Origin of the sequence: Serratia fonticola, from assembly GCF_001006005.1 — a bacterium.
In the GTDB taxonomy this organism is placed as follows: domain Bacteria; phylum Pseudomonadota; class Gammaproteobacteria; order Enterobacterales; family Enterobacteriaceae; genus Chania; species Chania fonticola.
In genome coordinates, this window is sequence record NZ_CP011254.1 from 5,078,865 (window position 1) to 5,100,973 (window position 22,109).

Annotated in this window: 22 protein-coding genes; 5 read left to right on the forward strand and 17 right to left on the reverse strand. The window is 54.4% G+C overall.

All coding sequences use genetic code 11. The features are described from left to right. Nucleotides 1–10: 10 nt before the first annotated feature. On the reverse strand, nt 11–283 hold the full coding sequence (locus tag WN53_RS22505) for a YcgL domain-containing protein (RefSeq protein WP_021181176.1): 273 nt from the start codon (nt 281–283) through the stop codon (nt 11–13). 135 nt (nt 284–418) lie between these two features. Between WN53_RS22505 and minC the strand changes: the two genes are divergently transcribed. From minC to minE, 3 genes are read left to right on the forward strand one after another with little or no spacing between them, the layout of a single operon-like run. Then, nucleotides 419–1,099, forward strand: coding sequence for a septum site-determining protein MinC (gene minC, locus WN53_RS22510; RefSeq protein WP_024486628.1), 681 nt, complete (start codon nt 419–421; stop codon nt 1,097–1,099). Between the two features lie 25 nt (nt 1,100–1,124). After that, nucleotides 1,125–1,937 (forward strand): septum site-determining protein MinD, encoded by an 813-nt coding sequence (gene minD, locus WN53_RS22515; protein WP_024486629.1) that lies wholly within the window; start codon nt 1,125–1,127, stop codon nt 1,935–1,937. A gap of 3 nt (nt 1,938–1,940) precedes the next feature. Beyond that, the gene (gene minE, locus WN53_RS22520; RefSeq protein ID WP_021181173.1) at nt 1,941–2,210 is read left to right on the forward strand and encodes a cell division topological specificity factor MinE; all 270 of its coding nucleotides are present in this window, start codon (nt 1,941–1,943) and stop codon (nt 2,208–2,210) included. Between the two features lie 233 nt (nt 2,211–2,443). Here the strand turns inward: minE and rnd are convergent, their stop codons facing one another. From rnd to yoaA, 5 genes are all read right to left on the reverse strand, one after another. Next, a complete protein-coding gene (gene rnd, locus WN53_RS22525; protein WP_024486630.1) occupies nt 2,444–3,565 on the reverse strand; it encodes a ribonuclease D in 1,122 nt (373 codons plus the stop codon). Between the two features lie 89 nt (nt 3,566–3,654). Beyond that, nucleotides 3,655–5,343, reverse strand: coding sequence for a long-chain-fatty-acid--CoA ligase FadD (gene fadD / locus WN53_RS22530; RefSeq protein WP_046808303.1), 1,689 nt, complete (start codon nt 5,341–5,343; stop codon nt 3,655–3,657). 230 nt (nt 5,344–5,573) lie between these two features. Next, nucleotides 5,574–6,164, reverse strand: coding sequence for a Slp family lipoprotein (locus WN53_RS22535; protein ID WP_046808505.1), 591 nt, complete (start codon nt 6,162–6,164; stop codon nt 5,574–5,576). 105 nt (nt 6,165–6,269) lie between these two features. Beyond that, the gene (gene tsaB, locus WN53_RS22540) at nt 6,270–6,971 is read right to left on the reverse strand and encodes a tRNA (adenosine(37)-N6)-threonylcarbamoyltransferase complex dimerization subunit type 1 TsaB (RefSeq protein WP_024487104.1); all 702 of its coding nucleotides are present in this window, start codon (nt 6,969–6,971) and stop codon (nt 6,270–6,272) included. A gap of 72 nt (nt 6,972–7,043) precedes the next feature. Further along, nucleotides 7,044–8,945, reverse strand: coding sequence for a DNA repair helicase YoaA (yoaA, locus tag WN53_RS22545; RefSeq protein WP_021181168.1), 1,902 nt, complete (start codon nt 8,943–8,945; stop codon nt 7,044–7,046). Between the two features lie 133 nt (nt 8,946–9,078). On the opposite strand from yoaA, the gene WN53_RS22550 reads away from it, so the two are divergent. Then, nucleotides 9,079–9,423, forward strand: coding sequence for a RidA family protein (locus tag WN53_RS22550; protein WP_021181167.1), 345 nt, complete (start codon nt 9,079–9,081; stop codon nt 9,421–9,423). 63 nt (nt 9,424–9,486) lie between these two features. On the opposite strand, the gene mdtI is transcribed toward WN53_RS22550, so the two are convergent. The 11 genes from mdtI to zwf all read right to left on the reverse strand — a co-directional run bounded on the left by mdtI (nt 9,487) and on the right by zwf (nt 20,731). Then, entirely contained in the window at nt 9,487–9,816 is a 330-nt protein-coding gene (mdtI, locus tag WN53_RS22555; protein WP_021181166.1) for a multidrug/spermidine efflux SMR transporter subunit MdtI, read from the reverse strand. After that, entirely contained in the window at nt 9,803–10,171 is a 369-nt protein-coding gene (gene mdtJ, locus WN53_RS22560) for a multidrug/spermidine efflux SMR transporter subunit MdtJ (RefSeq protein ID WP_021181165.1), read from the reverse strand. Before mdtJ ends, mdtI begins: the two co-directional genes overlap by 14 nt. Nucleotides 10,172–10,724: 553 nt before the next feature. Further along, nucleotides 10,725–11,471: a 2-dehydro-3-deoxy-phosphogluconate aldolase gene (dagF, locus tag WN53_RS22565; protein WP_024486793.1), complete on the reverse strand. Its 747-nt coding sequence runs from the start codon at nt 11,469–11,471 to the stop codon at nt 10,725–10,727. Then, a complete protein-coding gene (dgaE, locus tag WN53_RS22570) occupies nt 11,458–12,582 on the reverse strand; it encodes a D-glucosaminate-6-phosphate ammonia lyase (RefSeq protein ID WP_024486792.1) in 1,125 nt (374 codons plus the stop codon). Before dgaE ends, dagF begins: the two co-directional genes overlap by 14 nt. A 10-nt stretch (nt 12,583–12,592) precedes the next feature. Beyond that, the gene (locus WN53_RS22575) at nt 12,593–13,453 is read right to left on the reverse strand and encodes a PTS system mannose/fructose/sorbose family transporter subunit IID (RefSeq protein WP_161629439.1); all 861 of its coding nucleotides are present in this window, start codon (nt 13,451–13,453) and stop codon (nt 12,593–12,595) included. After that, on the reverse strand, nt 13,453–14,199 hold the full coding sequence (locus WN53_RS22580) for a PTS mannose/fructose/sorbose/N-acetylgalactosamine transporter subunit IIC (RefSeq protein WP_021806649.1): 747 nt from the start codon (nt 14,197–14,199) through the stop codon (nt 13,453–13,455). Before WN53_RS22580 ends, WN53_RS22575 begins: the two co-directional genes overlap by 1 nt. Before the next feature lie 32 nt (nt 14,200–14,231). Continuing rightward, on the reverse strand, nt 14,232–14,717 hold the full coding sequence (locus WN53_RS22585; protein ID WP_021806650.1) for a PTS sugar transporter subunit IIB: 486 nt from the start codon (nt 14,715–14,717) through the stop codon (nt 14,232–14,234). A 5-nt stretch (nt 14,718–14,722) separates the two neighbouring features. After that, entirely contained in the window at nt 14,723–15,139 is a 417-nt protein-coding gene (locus tag WN53_RS22590) for a PTS sugar transporter subunit IIA (protein WP_024486791.1), read from the reverse strand. A gap of 137 nt (nt 15,140–15,276) precedes the next feature. Continuing rightward, on the reverse strand, nt 15,277–18,087 hold the full coding sequence (gene dagR / locus WN53_RS22595) for a transcriptional regulator DagR (protein ID WP_046808304.1): 2,811 nt from the start codon (nt 18,085–18,087) through the stop codon (nt 15,277–15,279). Nucleotides 18,088–18,279: 192 nt separating this feature from the next. Beyond that, nucleotides 18,280–18,921 (reverse strand): bifunctional 4-hydroxy-2-oxoglutarate aldolase/2-dehydro-3-deoxy-phosphogluconate aldolase, encoded by a 642-nt coding sequence (locus WN53_RS22600; RefSeq protein WP_021181159.1) that lies wholly within the window; start codon nt 18,919–18,921, stop codon nt 18,280–18,282. Between the two features lie 334 nt (nt 18,922–19,255). Next, the gene (gene zwf / locus WN53_RS22605) at nt 19,256–20,731 is read right to left on the reverse strand and encodes a glucose-6-phosphate dehydrogenase (RefSeq protein WP_024486466.1); all 1,476 of its coding nucleotides are present in this window, start codon (nt 20,729–20,731) and stop codon (nt 19,256–19,258) included. A 392-nt stretch (nt 20,732–21,123) separates the two neighbouring features. Here zwf and WN53_RS22610 point away from each other — a divergent pair, with 392 nt between their 5' ends. Beyond that, the gene (locus tag WN53_RS22610; protein WP_024486465.1) at nt 21,124–21,990 is read left to right on the forward strand and encodes a MurR/RpiR family transcriptional regulator; all 867 of its coding nucleotides are present in this window, start codon (nt 21,124–21,126) and stop codon (nt 21,988–21,990) included. The last annotated feature ends 119 nt before the right edge of the window (nt 21,991–22,109 follow it).

Genomic DNA, 22,109 nt, shown 5'->3' on the forward strand with positions numbered 1-22,109 from the left:
CGACGCCCGGTTATTTTTTGGCGTCAGACAAATGAAGGTTTAATAGGTTTTCCACCGGCGGTGGGAACTGCAGATAAAACCCTTCCTGCTTTAGGGCTTCTTTCACCTTCTCGATATCCGCTGAGGCCAATTTCTTACGCCCGTCGAGCGACAGCATCATGGCATACTGCGGAGTGCCAAAACTTTTCATCAGATCTTCCGGCACCCGAGAGAAATCGTCTTTTTTTTCGACATAAAGATAAGTCTGGTCGCGCTTGGCACTTCTATAGATGACACAAAACATTTTTAAAACTCTATTTAATTGAGGCAGCGTCTTGCCTGGATATAACTCTGACTATAACATGCTTATAGTACTTCGGAATATCGCACCCCGAGTGGTATTCCGGGGATTTAAGTTGCTGAGACTGAGTCAGGATAGATGTCACAATCGCCAATTGAGCTAAAAGGCAGCAGTTTTACCCTATCGGTGGTTCATTTACATAATTGCGACCCCGAGGTAATACGCCAGGCACTGCAAGAAAAGGTGGAACAAGCGCCAGCTTTTCTCAAAAATGCCCCTGTTGTTATTAATGTTGCTACGCTGAACGGCGACGCAGACTGGAAAGAAATTCAACGGGCTGTCACTGCGGCTGGGCTGCGCGTGGTCGGCATCAGCGGTTGCAAAGATGAGCGGCAGAAACGGTCCATCGCCCGCGCCGGTTTGCCACTGCTCAATGAAGGTAAAGGCCAGAAGGCGGCCCCGCAGGCGCCGGTACCTGATAATGCCCCAGCCAAAACGCGCATCATCAGTACTCCTGTCCGTTCAGGCCAACAGATTTACGCCCGTAACAGCGATTTGATCGTCACCAGCAGCGTCAGTGCCGGTGCCGAACTGATAGCCGACGGCAATATTCATATTTACGGTAACATGCGTGGCCGCGCACTGGCTGGCGCCTCTGGCGATACCCAGTGTCAGATTTTTTGCACGCACCTGGGTGCTGAGCTAGTCTCTATCGCAGGGCAGTACTGGTTGAGCGATCAGATCCCGTCCGAGTACCTCGGGCAGGCAGCAAGGCTCAGCCTGTTGGATAATGCTTTAACCATACAACCTTTAAATTAAGCCCTTTTGACAAGGAATCCATTTCATGGCACGCATTATTGTTGTTACATCGGGTAAAGGGGGCGTTGGCAAGACCACATCAAGTGCGGCCATTGCGACCGGCTTGGCCCAGAAAGGCAAGAAAACCGTGGTGATCGACTTTGATATCGGTCTGCGTAATCTTGACCTCATCATGGGATGTGAACGCCGGGTCGTTTACGACTTCGTGAACGTTATCCAAGGTGACGCCACGCTGAACCAGGCGTTAATCAAAGACAAGCGCACCGACAACCTCTACATTCTGCCCGCTTCGCAAACCCGTGACAAAGACGCACTGACCCGTGAAGGCGTGGAAAAAATCCTCGGCGATCTTGACGAGATGGCCTTCGAATTTGTGGTTTGCGACTCACCCGCAGGGATCGAATCCGGTGCTTTGATGGCGCTGTATTTTGCCGATGAAGCCATCATCACCACCAACCCGGAAGTGTCCTCAGTACGTGACTCCGACCGTATCCTGGGCATTCTGGCTTCCAAATCGCGCCGTGCCGAGAGAGGGGAATCCCCGATCAAGGAACATCTGCTGCTAACCCGTTACAACCCGGGCCGCGTCAGCCGTGGCGATATGTTGAGCATGGAAGACGTGCTGGAAATCCTGCGTATCCCGCTACTTGGCGTGATCCCGGAAGATCAGTCGGTATTACGTGCCTCTAACCAGGGTGAACCTGTTATTCTTGATAGTGAGTCCGATGCCGGTAAGGCCTATGACGATACCGTTCACCGCCTGTTAGGGGAAGAACGCCCGTTCCGCTTCATCGAAGAAGAGAAAAAGGGCTTCCTGAAACGCCTTTTTGGGGGATAAACCATGGCTCTGTTAGACTTCTTTCTGTCCCGCAAAAAATCAACAGCCAGTGTAGCCAAGGAACGGCTGCAGATTATCGTCGCAGAACGTCGTCGTGGGGACAGCGAACCCCACTATCTGCCTGATTTAAAGCGCGATATTCTAGCGGTAATTTGTAAATACATTCAGATCGACCCCGAAATGCTGCACGTGCAATTCGAGCAGAAAGGGGACGATATTTCGGTACTTGAACTTAACGTGACGCTACCGGAATCGGAAGAAACGCCTAAATGATTGCGATGCAATGAGTGCCCCCTGTATATTTTTATACAGGGGGCAACTGTATATTCGTCCAGTTATAAACGCGCGCGCAAAAATAAAAACTCCGCGCTATTGAGACTACTCTCAGTTCTTTTTGACACCACTTTCTTTATGATGAAGGCTGGCGATTAATATTTTCTTCGCCTTATTTTTAGCGAGATAAAACGGAACAGTTTGATTTAAACTGCCCCGCCCGATCTTAACGATTAATAATCCTGTAGGATCGCCTGCAACGGCGCGGCCAATAGCTCACCACGCCAACCACTGATTAACTCAGGCTGTGACTCGCTCTCTTTCAATTTCCAGTGCCAATTCAGCAACTGGTTAATCTGCCGCCGCGAAGCTAGCAGTTCGACGCTAAGGCCACTCTGCTCACTCACCAACGTAATGGCAGCCTTAATCTCCTTGAACACTTTCTTATAGCCAGGATGATCGACCAGGTTACTCAACGGTGCTGGCAAGGCTGATTCTTCGAGAGCATTCGCTTCCGCCACCAGCGCCACCAGGGTTTTACCATGATAGCGGATCTCCGGGCCACTCAGCCCCAGCGCCTCCAGTTCACCCAGCGAACCCGGCATATAGCGCGCCACGGCCCATAGGTTCTCTTCACGCACGACAAAGTTCACCGCCAGATCGCGTTCACGCGCCAGACGTAAACGCCACTCGGCCAGTTTTTGCAGGCAAGCCAACTGGCGCGGACGTAACTGCCAGGCATTGGTGATTTCGCGATAGGCCAATTCCGGCGCCAGCGCTTCACTGCGCCGTTGGCAGAGCAAACGGCACTCGTTATCGGCTGCAGCGGTCCAACCCGCCTCCTCGGTCTCCTGCACCAGTTGCTTGGCCATCGGCAACAGGTAGAACACATCAGCCGCGGCATAAACGCATTGGCGCTCGGTCAATGGCCGCGCCAGCCAGTCGGTACGCGATTCACTCTTATCGAGATCGACCTGCATATACTCCGTCACCAACTTGGCAAAGCCACAGGACAGCGTATGGCCGCTGAAGGCCGCCAGGATTTGGGTGTCGACCATCGGTGTCGGCAGCGTCTTGAAGGCATTCAGAAACACCTCCAGATCTTCGCTACCGGCGTGCAGAAATTTCACTACGGCGGTATCGGCCAGCAGGTCGATAAAGGGTTGCCACTGCTTGATGGGGAGCGGATCGATCAGGGAAAGTTGTTCACCATCATATAACTGGATCAGGCCTAACTGCGGATAATAGGTACGCGTGCGAACGAACTCGGTATCCAGCGCCACCTGGGCGTAGTTTCTTGCCTGCTCGCAGACCTGCTGCAATCCGGCGTCGGTAGTGATCAACTGATAATTCAAAACATCATTCTCTTGGTCATTTTTAGGATTCAAACACAACAACGCCGGCTTATTCACCGGCGCTGTTGAAAAGGGGAGCAACGATTGGCCTAGGCGGCATCGTCAGCCTTGGGCTTTTTCTGTTCGTCACGCAGTTCCCGTCGTAAGATCTTGCCGACGTTCGACTTCGGCAACTCGTCACGGAACTCAACAATTTTTGGCACTTTATACCCTGTCAGGTGCCGACGGCAATGGGTTAGCAACTCTTCTTTGGTGAGTGTCTGATCTTTCTTCACCACACAAATCTTCACCGCTTCACCCGAAGCATCGCTGGGTACCCCGATGGCCGCACATTCCAGCACTTTCGGATGCTGGCTGACAACCTCTTCGATCTCGTTCGGATAGACGTTAAAACCAGAAACCAGGATCATATCTTTCTTACGGTCAACGATGCGGATAAAGCCCTCTTCATCCACGGTAACCACATCCCCAGTCGCCAGCCAGCCATCGCGCAACACTTCGTCCGTCGCTTCAGGACGTTGCCAATAGCCTAACATAACTTGCGGCCCTTTCACCCAAAGTTCACCGGGTTGACCGACCGGCACCTCTTTGCCGTCATCATCCACCAGCCGGATATCGGTAGACGGCACCGGCAGGCCGATGCTGCCGCTGTAGTGATTCAAATCATGCGGGTTGCCAGAGACCAGCGGAGAGCACTCCGTCAGCCCGTAACCTTCCAGCAAATGATGGCCGGTCAGCTTTTCCCACTTTTCCGCCACCGATCTCTGTACCGACATCCCACCGCCAACCGAAAGCCGCAATGTGGAGAAGTCGAGCTTCTGGAAATCTTCATTGTTCAATAGCGCATTAAACAGGGTATTTACCCCGGTCATGGCACTGAACGGGTATTTTGCCAGCTCCTTCACCAAGCCCGGAATATCACGTGGGTTGGTGATCAGCAGGCTACGGCCACCCAACTCGATAAACAGTAGGCAGTTCACCGTCAACGCAAAGATGTGATACAGCGGCAAGGCGGTGACCACCAGCTCTTGCCCATCACGCAGCAACGGAGCATAGGCCGCCTTGGCTTGTACCAGGTTGGCCTGCATGTTGCGGTGGGTCAGCATCGCGCCTTTCGCCACGCCGGTAGTACCACCGGTATACTGCAGGAACGCCAGATCGGTATTGATAATATCTGGCTTCACGTATTGCAGGCGGCGTCCACGCTGCAACGCGCTGCGAAACGAGATGGCGTCCGGCAGGTCGTACTTGGGCACCAGTCGCTTGATGTACTTCACCACAAAGTTGACCAACGTGCCTTTGGCGGTGGAGAGCTGGTCGCCCATGCGGGTCAGGATAACGTGTTTAACCTGGGTTTTGAACACCACCTTTTCCAAGGTGTGGGCAAAATTGGAAACGATGACAATCGCGCTGGCACCGCTGTCGTTCAGTTGATGTTCCAACTCGCGAGGGGTATACAGCGGGTTGACGTTAACCACCACCATCCCCGCCCGTAAAATACCGAACAGGGCGATCGGGTATTGCAACAGGTTGGGCATCATCAGCGCCACACGGTCGCCTTTTTTCAGCCCCAACTCGTTTTGCAGGTAGGCGGCAAACGCTCGGCTGCGCTCTTCCAGCTTGCGGAAGGTCATCACCTCACCCATGTTGATAAAAGCGGGTTGATCCGCGTAACGGGCAACCGCATTCTCAAACATTTCGATCAGGGATGAGTATTGATCGGCATCGATTTCTGCCGGAACATCCGCCGGGTAACGTTTTAACCAGACCTTTTCCAAGCTATTACTCCTGAAATCATTACTAATTATCATCGCAGCCCCCAAAATTGCAGCCAAACTTTAACAATATTTTAACTCAGCGTACCAGTTTGGGTTTTAAACAATATTCAGGTTGCGATGTGCGTCACTAATTGCCGACGCAACCGCACAACAAAAAAAGTTAAGGCGGCCATTAAGCCGCCCTAAAGTATAAAAACTATCCTACTTGCCGAAGCCTCAGATCTGCGTCCTTACTCCGTAACGAAAGTTTGCACCTGCGCCGGACCTGGATTATACCAGCCATAACCCCCGCCCCAACCTGGGCCCCATGGGCCATTATGCCAGCCCCACGGCCCCATCGGCTGTGGTGGCATCACAATCTGCTGAGCGATGCGCCAACGCTTGAAACCGGTCGCATCCATGGTGACAAAGCGGTAAGGCGTCATGCCAATCTTACCGTCCCGTAGGCCGGTGATCGGCCCAACTACGGTGACCAGTTGCCCTCTGAAGTCGACCGGGTCGAGGAAGCCGTTAACCGAAGCCAGCAAACGGCCTTGCGAAGGTTCCCCCAATATCGGGCGAGCGCCAGAATCCAGCGGCACCGCCGCAATCTCCAGAATGGTACGCCCACGTTCATTAGCCACCGCAACCACGGTACCGCCGAAGCGTGCCTCCGCGCCGGTAAACTGTTTCGGCGCGTTTTGCACCACCGACAGTCGATCGACCGGCGTGGGGCTGGTGCCTTGGATGGCATCAGGAATGGTCACACAGCCAGAGAGTGCCAATACGCTGCTTGCGATTGCCAGCGTTAACAGCTTTTTACTCACAGTACGGGTTAAGATCATCGCAATCTCCTGAATTAGCTGTAACTTCGACAACGTTCATCAGTGCAAGTTGCAGGCGGAGCTGTTTTCTATCGGCGGCAACTTTAGATTAACTATAGGAAACTATTCGCGTCCCGGTAGCTTCTTCCAGGTGACTTCGTTACGCAAATAGGTCGGCTCGGCATTTTCCACGCTAACCGCCAGGCCTTGTTGCCAGGCCTGTAGTGCCAGAGGCAGCATATCCTCAGCCTGTGGCAACAGCATTTGCCCGTCGGTAACGTTCAGTGAGGAACCAGCAACCAAATCTGGGTAGGTTTGCCAACCGGTCCCCACATGGGCCCAATCACCTTGCAAGTGTTGCGCACGCTCCAGAGCCTGCTGTGGAGACAGCACCGCTTCCCCTGCACTTTCCAGCCACTGGCCATCAAGCTGGCGTTCAAACTGGCCCCAATAGACCTCACCCATGCGGGCATCGATCGCTGCCAACACTCGCTGCGCGCCGGTCATGCGCCAGGCACCTTGCGCCATGGTTTGCAGCGTGGAGATCCCAAGCATCGGCAGTTCGGCGCCGAGCGCCAGCCCTTGGGCAATACCAATGCCGATACGCACGCCGGTAAAGCTCCCTGGGCCACGGCCAAAGGCCAAGGCATCGAGTTGTGAAAGGGATAATCCGGATTCGGCCAGCACCTGCTGCACCAGCGGTAAAATGCGCTGTGTGTGCTCGCGCGGGCACAGCTCAAACAGGGCGTGAACTTCGCCTTGATTCCAGATAGCGACAGAACATGCTTCCGTCGCCGTATCGATCGCTAAAATTCGCGTGGACATGCCAAACCTCAGGCGGGAAATATCAGTGGTTTCATACAGGGCGCGCATTGTAGCACACCCCAGAAGTCGCGCCTATTCACCCTTGAGGAAGGCAATAGCCTGTGCCAGATCGCGGGTACGTGGCGTTGGCGGCAAGCTGTTAAGGAATACTTCACCGTAAGGGCGCATCACCAGGCGGTTATCACAAATCACCAGCACACCCCGATCGTCGGTATCGCGGATCAGACGGCCAACGCCCTGCTTGAGCGTAATCACTGCATCAGGCAGTTGCACATCGTTGAACGGGTCACCACCGCGTAAACGGCAATCTTCAATGCGCGCCTTCAGCAACGGATCGTCCGGCGAGGTAAACGGCAGCTTATCGATAATCACGCAAGAGAGCGCATCACCGCGCACGTCAACCCCTTCCCAGAAGCTGCTGGTTGCCACCAGTAACGCATTGCCCGCTTCGACAAACTGCGCCAACAGTTGACCCTTGCTGGTTTCCCCTTGCAGCAGCACCGGCAGCGTCAAGGTGGCGCGGAACTCTTCGGCCAGTTCACGCATCATCTGATGCGAGGTGCAGAGGAAGAAACAGCGGCCCTGGTTGGCCTCAATCATTGGCCGCAGCATTCGGGCCAGCTGTCGTGCCCCACCGGGTTGATTCGGCGAAGGCAGGAAACGTGGCACGCATAGGAGCGCCTGATTGGCATAGTCAAACGGGCTGGGTAGCAGTAGAGTTTTGGCCTTATTCAGCCCCAAGCGGTCGGTAAAGTGACCCATTTGCTCATTCACCGACAGCGTTGCCGAGGTGAAAATCCAGCTACCCGGTTTTTCATCCAGCATTTCGCGGAAGCGGTCTGATACCGTCAATGGCGTTAGCGCCAACACAAAACTGCGTGAGTTGCATTCATACCAATAGCTGAAGCCAGGTTCGTTGACCTCTTTAAGCCGTTTCAGGCGAGCGCGGAACTGCGTAGCACGTTCAAAGGCAGCATCCAGCAACGCCGAACGGCCCAGGGAAAGCTTGACCACGTCGTAACACAGTTCCAAAGCATCATCGAGCAACAGCAAGGCGCGCTGGACGTTAGGCTGAGTTAGCACCTCACGAAGGTTACCGCGAAAACCCGGTTCCCCCAGCGCTAAACGGAAATCCTGCGTGCTCTGGCTGAGGCGATCGGCACTCTTTTGCAACTGTGCGCTATCGCGCACCTCGGTACGGTAGGCAATGGTGATGTCTTTAGCCAGATCCATCAGTTGGCGGCTGGTGAGCTGCTTGCCGAAATATTGGCTGGCGATATCAGGGATCTGATGCGCTTCGTCGAAGATCATCACGTCCGCTTCCGGGATCAGTTCGGCAAAGCCGCCCTCCTTGACCACCATATCCGCCAGAAACAGATGATGGTTAACCACCACCACGTCGGCATCCATTGCCCGGCGCCGTGCCTTGACCACGAAGCACTCTTTATACAGCGGGCAATCGCTTCCCAGACAGTTATCGTTGGTGCTGGTCACCAATGGCCAGACAAAGCTGTCTTCCGCCACATCGCTGCAGGAGCTGATATCCCCTTCTTCCGTCAGGGTTGACCAGCTGCGCAGCCGCACCAGATCGATCAGCGTCTGGCCAGCCAGATCGCCACCGGCCATGGATTGCTGCTCCAGACGTTCCAGGCACAGATAGTTGGAACGCCCCTTCAGCAGCGCCAGCTTGCCTTTATATTTTAATGCCTTGGCCACGGTGGGCAGATCGCGGGCGTAAAGCTGATCCTGCAAGGCCTTGGAGCCGGTGGAAATAATTACCTTGCGCTTTGAACGCAGCGCCGGTGCCAGATAGGCGTAGGTTTTACCGGTGCCGGTTCCTGCCTCGACGACCAGTTCCTGTTTGAAATTGATGGCTTCCGTTACCGCCTCTGCCATCAATCTTTGCGGTTCACGGGGTTTGAACCCTTTAATTGCCTGCGCCAATGCGCCTTCTGGTGCGAAATCGTCTGCCACGCTATCTCTCTGCCGGTATCATTCAGCGGTGATTATGCCAAGCCTGCCACGCCGCTACCACCGACTTTATCCGCACACACTTCCGTTCCCGGCTGTGATACGCTTATGACGTTGATGATAAGGAGATAATTGCATGAATATCGAACGTATTGATCCGGCACAGCGCTGGTCAGAAGCGGTGATCCACAATGACACCGTTTATTACACCAGCGTCCCGGAAAATCTGGACGATGACGCTACGGCGCAAACCGCCAACACCTTGGCCGCTATCGATGTGCTGTTGGAGCGAGTGGGTTCGGACAAGAGCCGGATTTTAGACGCCACCATTTTCCTGGCCAACGGCGATGATTTTGCCGCCATGAATGCCGCCTGGGATGCCTGGGTTGTTGCAGGCAGCGCGCCGGTACGTTGTACCGTAGAAGCACGTCTGATGAATCCTAAATACAAAGTTGAAATCAAGATCATCGCGGCACTGTAAAACAAAAAACCGCAGGTCATACCCTTAATCCAAGAGTAGAAACCTGCGGTTTTTATTTGGCCGTTAAGCCAGTTTGATGATGACCATACCCGTCAATAACAGGGCCAGCCCCATCCAGCCTTTGGCATTGAGCCGTTGACCGAACAGGATCCAACCGGCAGCGATAGTGGCAGCAATACCGAAACCGCCCCACAACGCATAAGCGACTGAAAGATCGATCCCCTTCACCGCCTGCGCCAGCGCGCTGAACGCCCCTAATACCGACACCAGAGACAACAGCCCCAGCCAAACTCGGCTAAAACCGTTCGACATCTTCAGAAAGATGTTGGCCACAATCTCCAGTACAATGGCCAAGGCCAGAAACCCAATGTGGTACAACTCAAGCTGTTGCATGGTTGTTACCTCGCGGGCTGACCTGTTTTCGTGGCTTGCGGGTACCGGATTTCACCAGCAGGATCCCGGCAATCAACGCTACCAAGCCCAGCACTTTCAGCGCAGAGATTGGCTCATCAAACAGCATCACGCTGAACAGGGTAATAAACAGGATGCCGATCCCTTCCCATAGGGCGTAAGCAACGCCCAAGGCCACGCGTTTTACCGCTAATGACAGCATAATGTAAGACAGGGTGATCATCACGTACATGACGATGTGTCCGGTCATACCGCCGCTGACGCTAGCGTATTTCATGGACAGGGTGCCGATAATTTCGGCGGTAATGGCAAAGCCTAAAAAGATCCAATAAATCATAATTTTTCTCCCAAACGGCGAATCACGCACGCTAAGGCGTATTTATCCCAATCTATCTCATCAAACAGGCGCACGGTGGCGCTTGAGATATAGAAATCTCTGGGGATAAACCTACCCAAACGTATTAAAGAAGTTTGCCCGGCAACGCCAAACGACGGGAAGTGAACCCAGTCATCAGCACCGGTTAAGGGAGAAAGACGCTATAGCTCGCTGCACCAGTGATGCTCACTGGCAAGAATGGCAGAAAGGAAAAGTTGGCAACAAGATGTTCTGAGAGGCGTTCCATTAAGTTTCATCATAATTATTCTCTATCTTCAGCCGCACACCGTGCGATTTGCCCAATATCCTCATGAATGTAAAATTTTCAACTGCATTAGTTTTACCATAGCGAAAATCAGAAAGCAAACCGCTGTTTTCACATTTAGCGAAAAAAAATGAGTTATAAATAAGAGCCTTAATGTTTTTAAAAATTAAAAAAAGGCTCGGATTTACACCTGAGCCTTGTGAGAATTTCGCTAGCCGGTAAGTGCGGCAGATTCAGGCGCCACGCGCCTTAGCGCAGGATCTGTTTGATGCCTTCCAGCAGCAACGCGACCTCTTCGGCACGGGTCTCTCCGCTGTGTGGATCGATGATGGAACTGTAAACGTGCGGCATCACCTTTGCGACTCCGGCGTCAAGGCAGGTTTCCAGTATTGGCAGGAAATTTCGCGTATCGATCCCGCCGGTGGGTTCGATCATGGTCATGCCATTGCGTACGCAACTTTCCGCCAATGCGCGCAGTTCTGCCAGCGACGACAAGCCCCCCATTGGGAAGAATTTGGCCGCATGCCCCCCCAGATCGAGGATCATACGCACCGCGCTGTCACAACTCACCACGGCGGGCTCGCCCTGGCTACTGTGAACTCCGGTGGAAATGATCACCTTCCCTGGCGTTCCGGTGGGCGAGATCAAGGCATTAATGCAGGTATTGCTGATACCTCGGGCTGCCAATGCACCCGCGGCAAAACCACAGCCGGTGAAGGTCTGGTTAACGTGTGCGGGTGCGGTGGCTGCCGCAATCATTGCCGCCTTATAAAACTGTGCCGCCGACCCCGCCCCCAAGCCAACGGAAATTGCCGGGATTTGCTCCATCCAGCGTTTCACCTCGGCCACGCCCTGCTCAACGTTGGTGAACTGCGCCGAGATCACCCCAATTGCGGCATGCCCTTCGGCGGCATGGTGTACCTGTAACGCATTGGGGATATCTTTGGCCAGCACGTTGATGGCCACGCGTCCCTGGTAAAAATCAAGCTGTTGCATGTTGCCCCCTGGCCTGTTGCACAATTTCCGTCAACCGCGCCACGATCAACGCAAAATCGTCGTCGCGCAGCGCTCGTGGATCGAAGCTGAAGACGCCCTGATTCAGCCAGTAATGGCGGGTGTAAATCGCCACCTCGCCAGTGCGCAGTTGCTCTTCCACCTGATAGGCGGTTAATCCTAATCGGGAGGCGTCCACGCTTACCCGCACCCGATAAATCGCTCGCCCGGCCTCATCCTGTTCGATTTCAGCCTGTAGACCAGGCAACGCGGATATCTGCTGTGCCAGATCGCGCAACGCGGGTAATTGGCGGCTCCAGTCCGGCTGATGTTGCTGATAATGATCCAGCGCCATCACCAGCCCCACCATGTTCTCTTTACCGATCTTCATCGCTCGCGCAATACCGTTATGCTGGGCCTTGCAGCAGGCGATCCATTGCCGATCGCCGGTGACAAAACCGGAGGTCGGTGCGTCCAGCGCTTTAGCCCCGCTATACACCACCATGTTGGCCCCGGCTGCCACATAGGCCCGCAAATCTTCCTCTGCGGCCGCATCCACAATCAGCGGCAGCCCGGCATCACGGGCCACGGCGACAAAATCGCTCAGCGCAACCATGCCCTTTTGTACGCAGTGATGCGACTTGACGTAAAACAGTGCCGCCGTCTGCGCCGTGATGGCCTTGGCTAATTGCCAGCGGGCCGCCAGATTGCTTTGCCCTACCTCAACCACTTTACCGCCACCCAGCCGGATAGCGGTGGTGATCGGCGCACCATAGTCAATATTGTGGCCACGCAGCATGACGATTTCATTCGCCAAACCTTCACTGCACGGCATCTGAGCCACCCGTTCCGGCTCCCCACGGGTAATGGCTGCCGCGACCGCAATAGCCACCCCGGCGGAGGCGCAGGAGGTCACATAGCTGTCTTGCGCACCGGTATGCTGAGAGATGAGCTCGCCAACGCGATCCACCAGCGCATCAATTTCCACAAAGGCTGACGCCGCCTCGGCCGTAGCCGCCATCACCTCATGCGGCACCGAAGAAACACCAAGGATGGTCATCTTGCCGCTGGCGTTGATCACCCGTTTCAATCCGAGCCGTTGATAAATATTCATCGCTGCTCCGTTACAGAATACCCAACAGGGAACACACCACGCTCAGTACCACTACCGAAAGCAGAATGGTGGTATAGCGCGGCCCTTTTTTGACCAGATAGAAGTAGATCGAGAACACCGCAGCCAGCGGCAACAGGCCGGGGGCGATGGAGTCCAGGATCTGTTGCACCACCACCTCGGAACCTTCCAACGCGCTGATTTTCAGCGGTGAGGTGATCTTGACGTAGCTGGCAGACAACGCCCCCATCATGATCAGCCCGAGCACGTTGGCCCCGTAGATCAGCTCTTTTATCTTGCCCCCTTGCAGCAGACCGATGATCGATTCCCGTCCCAGCGTGTACCCTTTGTGGGCTAAACCGTAGCTGATCGCCATGGTGATCACGGTATACAACACCACCGGCATGATGCCACCCATGGCGCTGCCGTTGGCCGCAAAGGGAATGAAGATGGCGATCAACAGCGGCATGATTGCCGCCCAAACCACCGAGTCACCAATCCCGGCCAGCGGTCCCATCAGGCCGGTTTTGATCCCGGTGATGGACGAATCGGAAATTGGCTCGCCACGGGTCTTCTGCTCTTCCATGGCAATGGCAACGCCCTGGATCACCGCACCGAAGGTCTGTTCGCTGTTGAAGAAGTTCAGGTGGCGTTTCAGCGCCTCAACCTGCTCTTCTTTCTGCGGATAGAGCTTTTTAATAATCGGCGTCATTGAGGCGCAGAAAATCAGGCTCTGTAAACGTTCATAAGAGTTGGAAACTTCGGCTCCCAGCCAGTAAATAAACCAGGCCTTGGTGATGTCCCGCTTGGTCAGCACGTTGGTTTGCCGTGCTCTTTCCACCAGTTCGTGTTGCATGATGTCGCTGCTCATGATCAGGCTCCCTCACCTTTGGCCATGTTTTTAACCAGGAATGCCGCGCAGGTACCGAAGATGGCCATCGCCATGATGTCGACCTTGAGGTATAGCACCGCGAAGAACCCGGCAATGAAGTAAGGCAGCAGGCTTTTCTTGCCGATAACCATGATGGTGATCGCAAAGCCCAGCGCAGGCAGGATGCCGCCCATGATTTCGAACGAGTGGGTCAGCCAATGTGGCATCAGCGCCAGGAATTTCTCGACCACGCCCTGGCCGAAATAGTTGGCGGCAAACACCACCGGGAAGCGGATCACCAGGCCAAGCAGTGCCGGATACAGGAAGGCACAGCGCATGATCCCGCTGATATTAGCCTCTTCCGCATGCTTATCGGCCATATGCACCCAAACGGCATTCACGGTACGGCGTAACTGGTCAACGAACACGCCAATCACCCCAAACGGGATTGCCAACGCGATCGCCAGGTTAGGATCCATCCCCGCTTTCACGGCGATCGGCAGCGCGATACAGGCCGCCAGCGCCGGATCTGAAGGGACGTTCCCACCCGGCGTAGAGGTGACGCCCAGATACACCAACTGCATCCCGGCGCCGATAATCATCGCCGTCTTCATATCCCCCAGCAGGAAGCCGACAAATACCGCGATGGCGATGGGTTGCACCAACATCCCCGAGAGGGTGTAGCCCAAGCGCAGGCGGGCAAACCAGTAATACAGCCCCATACAAATGGCAACGGTCAAGTTATCCATGGTATTGCTCCTAATCGATCAGATGCCGAATATCAGAACTTCTTCAAAATATCTGCCAGTGCCTGCGGCTTGTCTTCCGGGATGGTCTGGAAGAACACCGTCACACCGCGTTGCTGTAGGTCTCGCAGGATCGCCACATCAGCCTCATCCAGCGTGATGTTCTGGAATACCGCTTTACGGTTCGGCCCTCCGCCTAGGCCACCTACCTGGATATTTTTGACGTCAAACCCGTCGACTACCGCCTGTTGCACCGTAACCAGGTTCGGGAACAGAACCAATACGTTGCCCTCCCCTAGTTGATTCTCCCGCCAAGCCGCCGCAAAGCTCTGGTTGCCATAGCAATCCACTTTCACATTCGGCGGAGCAGCCATCAGATAGATGCTTTTCATAAACGGATCGGCTTCCAGCTCATCACTCACTACCGCGATACGGTTAGCCTGCGACTGCCCAACCCACTTGGTAACGACCTGGCCGTGGATCAAACGGCTGTCAATGCGACATAAAACGATATTGGCCATAATGATTATTCCCCTGATGTTATTGATTTGATTTGTTTAACTACGTCGAGGCAGCTGTTGCGCCCCAGTTCAACCAACTCATCGAGATGGTTGAGAAGATTGCCCTGTTCGCGTAAATCGATGGCGGCCAGCAGCAAGGTGGCGTTCAGGCCGGAAATCACGCCAATGGCGTAGTCGCGGCTCAAGCGTGCCGCCACGTTGGAGGTGGTGCCGCCGATAAAGTCGGTGAGGATCAATGAGCCCTCCGGCATGGTTTTCACCTGTTGTTCAACACGCTCATGGAACTCCGCCAGCGTGTCGACCGGCATCAGCGCGATATCGAACACCCCGCTGGTTTCGCCAATCACCATGCGGACGCTTTCACGCAGTTGTTGGCCCCAGCCGCCGTGGGTCAGTAGTAAAATCTGTGGTAATGCAGCCAAAATGGCCTCCTGGCAATCTATTGAAAGTCATCGAAAATTTCCGTTCCCTAGAGATATAGCAATGCCTGTGCCAACTTTGTGGCACGCCGGGAGGAGGTCTGTGGAGAGCGGGCCTTCAAGGCCCGCCAGGGAGGGGTTTAGCGGTAGAGTAGCTCGTAGATATAAAAATATTCCGCATCGGACAGGCGGATAGAATAGGCACGTTCAATCGGCGAAAACGCGTCTTTGATGACAGAAAACGCCTGTTGGTCGATATCCTGCTGGGCATCCAGGGCAATCTGTAACGGTTTGTGGCTTAAAACGATACGCTCCACCATGCAACAGCAGTGGATCAGGAAGCGAAGTGTCACCTGCCTTGAGGGCTGCAGATCCAGCGTGCGGCAAATCTGATGCAACACCGCTTGGATCTCTTGCAGGATACGTTGGGGATTGAGTACGGAAATATGGTTGATGATGCTCTCCAGCGTCAGCGCGCTGATAAAGCGCATTGAACAGCGCTCCACCTGCAACTGCCGTTCTGCGCTGCCAAGGTCCGGGTTCAACAGGCTGAGCACCAGTTCCGGCCCCTGTTCGGAGAACAGCTCTTCCAACGCGATAAACGGAATATCCGGCAAGCCAGGCTGGAAGGTGCCCACGATCCCCACCAGCCGCTCGTTACCGCCTATCGCCTGACGCAACCGCTCCAGGCTGCGCACTTCGTTGTAATCCACCAATACCATACGGGTGTCTTCCGCCATCAGCTCACCGAAGCTTTCCTCCAGCACTTTCTTGATCTTCACCGCCGTGCCCATCCCGGTGATACAGGAGATTGCCAACACCTTGCCGGTCTCATCTTCACGCTGGTCGTAAAGCTGATGGGCTATCCCTTTGCTGGCCATCAGTTGCATCAAGGGGGCGAAATCACTGGTTTCATAGGTCAAATCCAGCCCAATCTCCAGCAACGCCCCCATGGTGATGTTCTGGATCAGCAGCACATCGATGTGGAACAGTTTGCTGACGGTGCTGGCAAAGTGCACCAACGAGCCGATATCCACAATCAGGATCAAGCGCTGATAGCGCTTTTCCCGCAGTGTGGCGATCAGTAATTCCAATGTGTCATGCACCGACTGCTCAAACGGCATATCGATGGCGGTAAACAGCTCACATTCCAGCACACGATTGACATAGTGCGCCATGCTGCTGGCCGTGGTGGTGCCATGGCCGATCAACATGGCACCGCAGTCAGGATTAACCTCCTTGCGCTGGCGGAAGCTACGGCACTCCTTCAAAAACAGACACAGGTAGACGATTTCCGTCGATGGGCATTGGATGTGGAAGATTTCATTGATTTTGCGGCATAGCTGGTTGGCGTTATCGTACTCATCCTTACAGTAATCCAGGATCAGGCTGGAGGAGTACAGGTTAGGGATCAGCCCTTTCTGCACGTAGGAAAGCAGCGCCAGTAGGTGTTTACGCAGATGGCCTGCCATATTCTGCGGCAGCGGGAATCCCAACACCTGTTCGATACAGCCGATCAACAGGGTGATGCGTTGCTCAACCTGGCCGCCATAATAGCGTTCCTCACTTTCCCCACCGTTGCGGCTGTACAGCCCATATTCAAAAATGGTGCGTAGCTTGTTCTTCAGGATCGACAGGGTTTCCTGCGGCGGCACGTTGCTGTTGCGCAGGTTGACGTATTCGCGCGTCAGATAGGTATAAAACAGATCGCTGTCCTGCTCGCTGCTTAAGGCGCTCAGATGCTGCTTGAGTTGCTCCAGCGGCTGTGAACTGATGTCCAGATACTCCTGCTGACCAAATAGCGCATCCACCAGCAGGCGGCTGCTTGCGCTGGCAGAGTGCGGGACATCCATCAGCCGCTTATCCAGCAACAGCCTTGGGCTACTGTGTCCCATCCCGCTGGCCCAAGCCTGGGCACAGAGGAATTGGATATCGCTTTTGAGTTGGCCGATGTTGCCGCTCAGCGGTTTCTCCAACAGATAGAGCAGTAATCCCTTATCCAGGCGGATAATACGGCCAATTTTGCGGCTCTCGAGCTGTAAGAAACCGGTAATGATTTCTACCTGTTCCTCCAGCGATCGTTCCCGCAGTGCCGGTATGGCAATCGACACCTGAATACGTCGCAGGAAAGTGCGTAGCAGCGTTGAGTCTGGGCTTTCGGTGGTGGCGCAAATCAGCCGTACGCTGATGGGTCGGGCTTTATCGCTTGAACCCAGTGGCCGATATTCACCTTTATCGAGGATCGAAAACAGTTTCTCCTGCCCTTCGTAGGGCAAGCGGTGAACTTCATCGAGCAACAGAAAGCCGCCGTCCGCCTGTTCGATCAGACCACGTTTGCTTTCAATCGCACCGGTAAACGCGCCCTGTTTGTGACCAAACAGATGGGATGAAAGCAGCTCCGGGTTATGGGCATACTCGGCGCAGTTGAAATACACTAACGGGATTTGGCGCTGTGGCTGTTGCACCGTGGCGAATTGGTGCATCACCTCGGCAAAGAAGGTTTTCCCCACCCCGGAAGGCCCGGTAAGCAACACATGCAATCCACCGGGATAAAGCACCGCCGCCTTGCCCTTCTCTACTGACAACCGCAGACTGCGGTCATAACCAATTACCGTATGAAAAGGGTCATCACTGGCTGGCTGCGGCAAGGATTTGGCGGGTAATAGATCCAGCAAATCTTTGGCTTCCAGCCTGTCATCTGGCAGCGACTGCTCAATCAACTGCTCGCAGACTGCCCGGTGCAAAAACAGCACGGGACGGGATTTAATCTTGATGACCAACCGCTCACCGTGCAGCTCGTTGAGATCTTTACTGACGGAGTTACGTGCCAATCCCAGGTTGAAAGCGATGGTTTCCGCGGCGAAACCGCCAGCGCTTTGTTCAAGCGTTTCCCGGCTAAGCGTAAGGGTAAGACGTTCCAGCTCCTGGCGAACTGCATCTTTACGTTTCATTTTAACCTGTTGTTATTATTGATTATAAAGAAGAAAAAGAGGGTGATTGGCAAGCGGGCAACCAATCTAAACAAAAGTCATCCTAATACAGGGTTAGGGAAAACAACCACCGCAAAATGTGAAGCTGTGGTATTTACAGGCAAAAAAAATGCCAATCACAGAGGATTGGCATCAGCAGGAGCGAACGCGGGTTTAGGCGGTAGCACCCTTGACGGCTTCACGCGCCAATTCGGTGATACGAGCATAGTCGCCGCTTTCCAACGCATCCGCAGGCACTAACCAGGAACCGCCGATGCACAGCACGCTTTTCAGTGCCAGATAGTCACGGTAGTTGTTCGGCGTGATGCCACCGGTTGGGCAGAAGCGCACCTGTGAGAACGGCCCAGCAATGGCTTGCAGCGCCTTGACGCCGCCGTTGGCTTCCGCAGGGAAGAATTTAAACTCGCGCAGGCCATAATCCATCCCCAACATCAGCTCGGAAACGGTGCTGATACCCGGGATCAACGGAATGCTGCCTGCGGTGGCGGCTTTCAGCAAATCGGCGGTCAGGCCAGGGCTGATGGCAAACTGAGCGCCAGCCTCGGTCACTTCCTGCAGCTGTTGTGGATTGATCACCGTGCCAGCACCAATGATGGCATCAGGAACTTCTTTGGCGATCGCACGAATCGCGTCCATCGCACAGGCGGTACGCAGCGTCACTTCCAGCACGCGCACGCCACCCGCAACCAGTGCTTTCGCCAACGGCACGGCGTGTTCCAGTTTGTTAATCACAATCACCGGAACTACGGGGCCTGCCGTCAGGATCTGCTCTGCACTGGTTTTCCAGTTTTTCATCGTCATTCTCTCCATTACTTTCGGTTGGTGTATGGCACGCCCCTGCCACAGGGCTCCGCATCGCTGCAGATTCCGATCGCACCGCTAAAAGCCAGCAGACAGGCTGACGCCGGTCACCTAGGCTAATTCTGTTGACTGGTTACCAGCCCCTCACCCAGCCCTCTCTCAAAGGGAGAGGGAGCTAAACGGTGATCTCAATAAGCCTCTACCGCTCCGATGATAAATCGGTCTCAATCGACCTCTGGCCCCAGAAAAACACCAGGGTAGCGGCGAACTCGATCGGTTCCCTCTCCTTTTAGGAGAGGGTTAGGGTGAGGGAACAGGTTAATACTGCTTATTCGAATTCGTTCCACGAACGGCCATCGCGTGTGATCATCGCGACGGAAGCCACCGGCCCCCAAGTCCCAGACTGGTAAGGCTTAGGTGCTTCGTTGTCCGCTTTCCAGGCATCCATGATTGAGTCAACCCACTTCCAGGCTTCCTCAACTTCGTCACGGCGCACGAACAACGCCTGGATGCCACGCATGGTTTCCAGCAGCAGGCGCTCATAGGCGTCGGCCACGTGCTCCTGATTGAAGGTTTCCGAGAAGCTCAGGTCCAGCTTGGTGGTTTGCAAACGATGCTTGTGATCCAGACCCGGCACCTTGTTCAGTACCTGGATTTCGATCCCTTCGTCCGGCTGCAGGCGAATGGTCAGTTTGTTCTGCGGCAGCTGTTGATAGGAGTCACGGAACAGGTTCAGCGGTGGGTTTTTAAAGTACACCACCACTTCTGAACATTTGGTCGGCAAACGCTTACCGGTGCGCAGATAGAACGGCACCCCGGCCCATTGCCAGTTGTCGATATCGACGCGGATGGACACAAAAGTCTCGGTGTTGCTGCTCTTGTTTGCCCCTTCCTCTTCCAGGTAGCCCGGCACTTTTTTACCCTGCACGAAGCCTGCGGTGTACTGGCCGCGCACGGTGGTTTCCCGGACATTGGTCTGATCGATACGGCGCAGCGAGCGCAGCACTTTCACTTTCTCATCACGGATACGGTCAGTGGTCAAATCCGCCGGAGGTGACATGGCGATCATGGTCAGGATCTGCAACAGGTGGTTCTGGATCATGTCGCGCATCTGCCCGGCCTGATCGAAGTAACCCCAACGCCCTTCAATACCCACTTCTTCCGCCACGGTGATCTGCACGTGATCGATGGTGCGGTTATCCCAGTTGGAAGCAAACAGGGAGTTGGCAAAGCGCAGTGCCAGCAGGTTCAGTACCGTCTCTTTGCCCAGATAGTGGTCGATGCGGTAAACCTGGGATTCGTTAAAGTACTCAGCAACCTGATCGTTGATCACCCGTGAGGATGCCAGGTCAGTACCAAGTGGCTTTTCCATCACCACGCGCGCCGGATCTTTATTCAGCTTGGCCTCGCCCAGACCCTTGCAGATGGCGCCAAAGGTGCTTGGCGGCATGGCGAAATAGTTGATGGTGGTACGATGTTTCTGGTCCAGCATCTTGCCTAACTCGGCGAAGTGCTTGCTGTCGTTGACGTCCAGATTGCAGAAGTCCAGGCGTGCGCTCAGCGTGGCCCAAAGCTCATCGTCCAGCTTTTCTTTCATAAAGGTGCCCAAGGCTTCCTTGACCACCTTGGTATAAGCTTCTTTATCCCACTCGGCACGGCCTACCCCGATGATACGGGTATCCGGGTGGATGTGACCGGCTTTCTCTAACTGGTACAGGGAAGGCAGCAGTTTACGACGCGCCAGATCGCCTTTTGCGCCGAAAATAACCAGGTCACAGGCCTGGGCTGTAGAGGTTACCGCCATGTTCATCTCCTCGATGCAGGATATTTGTAATTTTCTTACATTACTAATGTACTCTCTTTCGCTACAGCCAGTAAACCCGGATCAAAAGCAGAAAAAAAGCCCCAGAAACTACAGCGTTATCCCTGGCGCGGCGCTAACGCTGCTGGCAACGGGGGAAACTGTAATTTTCTGTCTTTTTTGACACTCTTTTACCATTATGAAAGTTAGACACAGGTCATGTTCTGGTGAAAAAAGCCAGCTTATCCCTTGTCGACACTGCCAACGCTTACCAGCACGTAGTATATTTTCATTAAACCGGATTGATTTCTCCTTTGATTGAAATCGACATACCCTATGGATCGCCAGTGACAGCCGGTGTCCGGCAGGTATAAACCATGAGTGACTCTCGTTATATGAATACGCTGGAAAAAATCCAGAGCCATCTGGAGCTCCTGAGCAAATCGGAAAGGAAAGTCGCCGAGGTGATCCTGGCCTCCCCACAAACCGCTATTCACTCCAGCATCGCCCGGCTGGCCAAACTGGCCGATGTCAGTGAGCCGACCGTTAACCGCTTTTGCCGCCGCCTGGAAACCAAAGGGTTCCCCGACTTCAAACTGCATCTGGCACAAAGCCTGGCCAACGGTACACCCTATGTAAACCGCAATGTCGAAGAAAACGACACCGTTGCCGCTTACACCAGTAAGATCTTTGAGTCGGTGATGGCCAACCTGGATACAGTAAAGGCAAATCTCGACATTACCGCAATCAATCGTGCGGTTGATCTGCTTACCCAGGCAAAAAAAATCTCGTTCTTCGGGCTCGGGGCCTCTGCCGCCGTAGCGCACGATGCCATGAACAAATTTTTCCGCTTCAATATTCCTGTGGTCTATTTTGACGATATCGTCATGCAACGCATGAGCTGCATGAATTCTGTCGAGGGGGATGTCGTAGTGCTGATCTCCCATACCGGGCGCACCAAGAATCTGGTCGAGATGGCGCATCTGGCACGAGAGAATGACGCCACGGTCATCGCCATCACCTCGAAAGATACACCACTGGCCCAGGCTGCGACCCTCCCCCTACTGCTGGACGTGCCGGAAGATACCGATGTTTACATGCCCATGGTGTCCCGAATTGCACAGTTAACCCTGATTGACGTACTGGCTACCGGATTTACCTTGCGTCGAGGGGCTAAATTCAGAGATAACTTGAAGCGGGTCAAGGAAGCGTTGAAAGAATCGCGCTTTGATAAAGGGATCGTCCCCAATAGTTTCGACTGAAAACGGATTTAAAAACCGCCGGTCAGATCACAAGTGACCCACGGGATTATAGTTGTACCCTGATAGCTCGTTCATACAGATAACCCAGATGAAAATTGGGTAGGCGAAAAGCGTCGGCC

Bases quoted from the DNA above. Each gene is read 5' to 3' on its own strand.
- minD (WP_024486629.1), top strand. From the start codon at position 1,125: ATGGCACGCATTATTGTTGTTACATCGGGTAAAGGGGGCGTTGGCAAG.
- tsaB (WP_024487104.1), bottom strand. From the start codon at position 6,971: ATGTCCACGCGAATTTTAGCGATCGATACGGCGACGGAAGCATGTTCT.
- WN53_RS22585 (WP_021806650.1), bottom strand. From the start codon at position 14,717: ATGGCCAATATCGTTTTATGTCGCATTGACAGCCGTTTGATCCACGGC.
- dgaE (WP_024486792.1), bottom strand. From the start codon at position 12,582: ATGAATATTTATCAACGGCTCGGATTGAAACGGGTGATCAACGCCAGC.
- WN53_RS22505 (WP_021181176.1), bottom strand. From the start codon at position 283: ATGTTTTGTGTCATCTATAGAAGTGCCAAGCGCGACCAGACTTATCTT.
- zwf (WP_024486466.1), bottom strand. From the start codon at position 20,731: ATGGCGGTAACCTCTACAGCCCAGGCCTGTGACCTGGTTATTTTCGGC.
- dagF (WP_024486793.1), bottom strand. From the start codon at position 11,471: ATGCAACAGCTTGATTTTTACCAGGGACGCGTGGCCATCAACGTGCTG.
- dagR (WP_046808304.1), bottom strand. From the start codon at position 18,087: ATGAAACGTAAAGATGCAGTTCGCCAGGAGCTGGAACGTCTTACCCTT.
- WN53_RS22550 (WP_021181167.1), top strand. From the start codon at position 9,079: ATGAATATCGAACGTATTGATCCGGCACAGCGCTGGTCAGAAGCGGTG.
- WN53_RS22610 (WP_024486465.1), top strand. From the start codon at position 21,124: ATGAATACGCTGGAAAAAATCCAGAGCCATCTGGAGCTCCTGAGCAAA.
- minE (WP_021181173.1), top strand. From the start codon at position 1,941: ATGGCTCTGTTAGACTTCTTTCTGTCCCGCAAAAAATCAACAGCCAGT.
- mdtJ (WP_021181165.1), bottom strand. From the start codon at position 10,171: ATGATTTATTGGATCTTTTTAGGCTTTGCCATTACCGCCGAAATTATC.
- WN53_RS22600 (WP_021181159.1), bottom strand. From the start codon at position 18,921: ATGAAAAACTGGAAAACCAGTGCAGAGCAGATCCTGACGGCAGGCCCC.
- mdtI (WP_021181166.1), bottom strand. From the start codon at position 9,816: ATGCAACAGCTTGAGTTGTACCACATTGGGTTTCTGGCCTTGGCCATT.
- WN53_RS22580 (WP_021806649.1), bottom strand. From the start codon at position 14,199: ATGGATAACTTGACCGTTGCCATTTGTATGGGGCTGTATTACTGGTTT.
- minC (WP_024486628.1), top strand. From the start codon at position 419: ATGTCACAATCGCCAATTGAGCTAAAAGGCAGCAGTTTTACCCTATCG.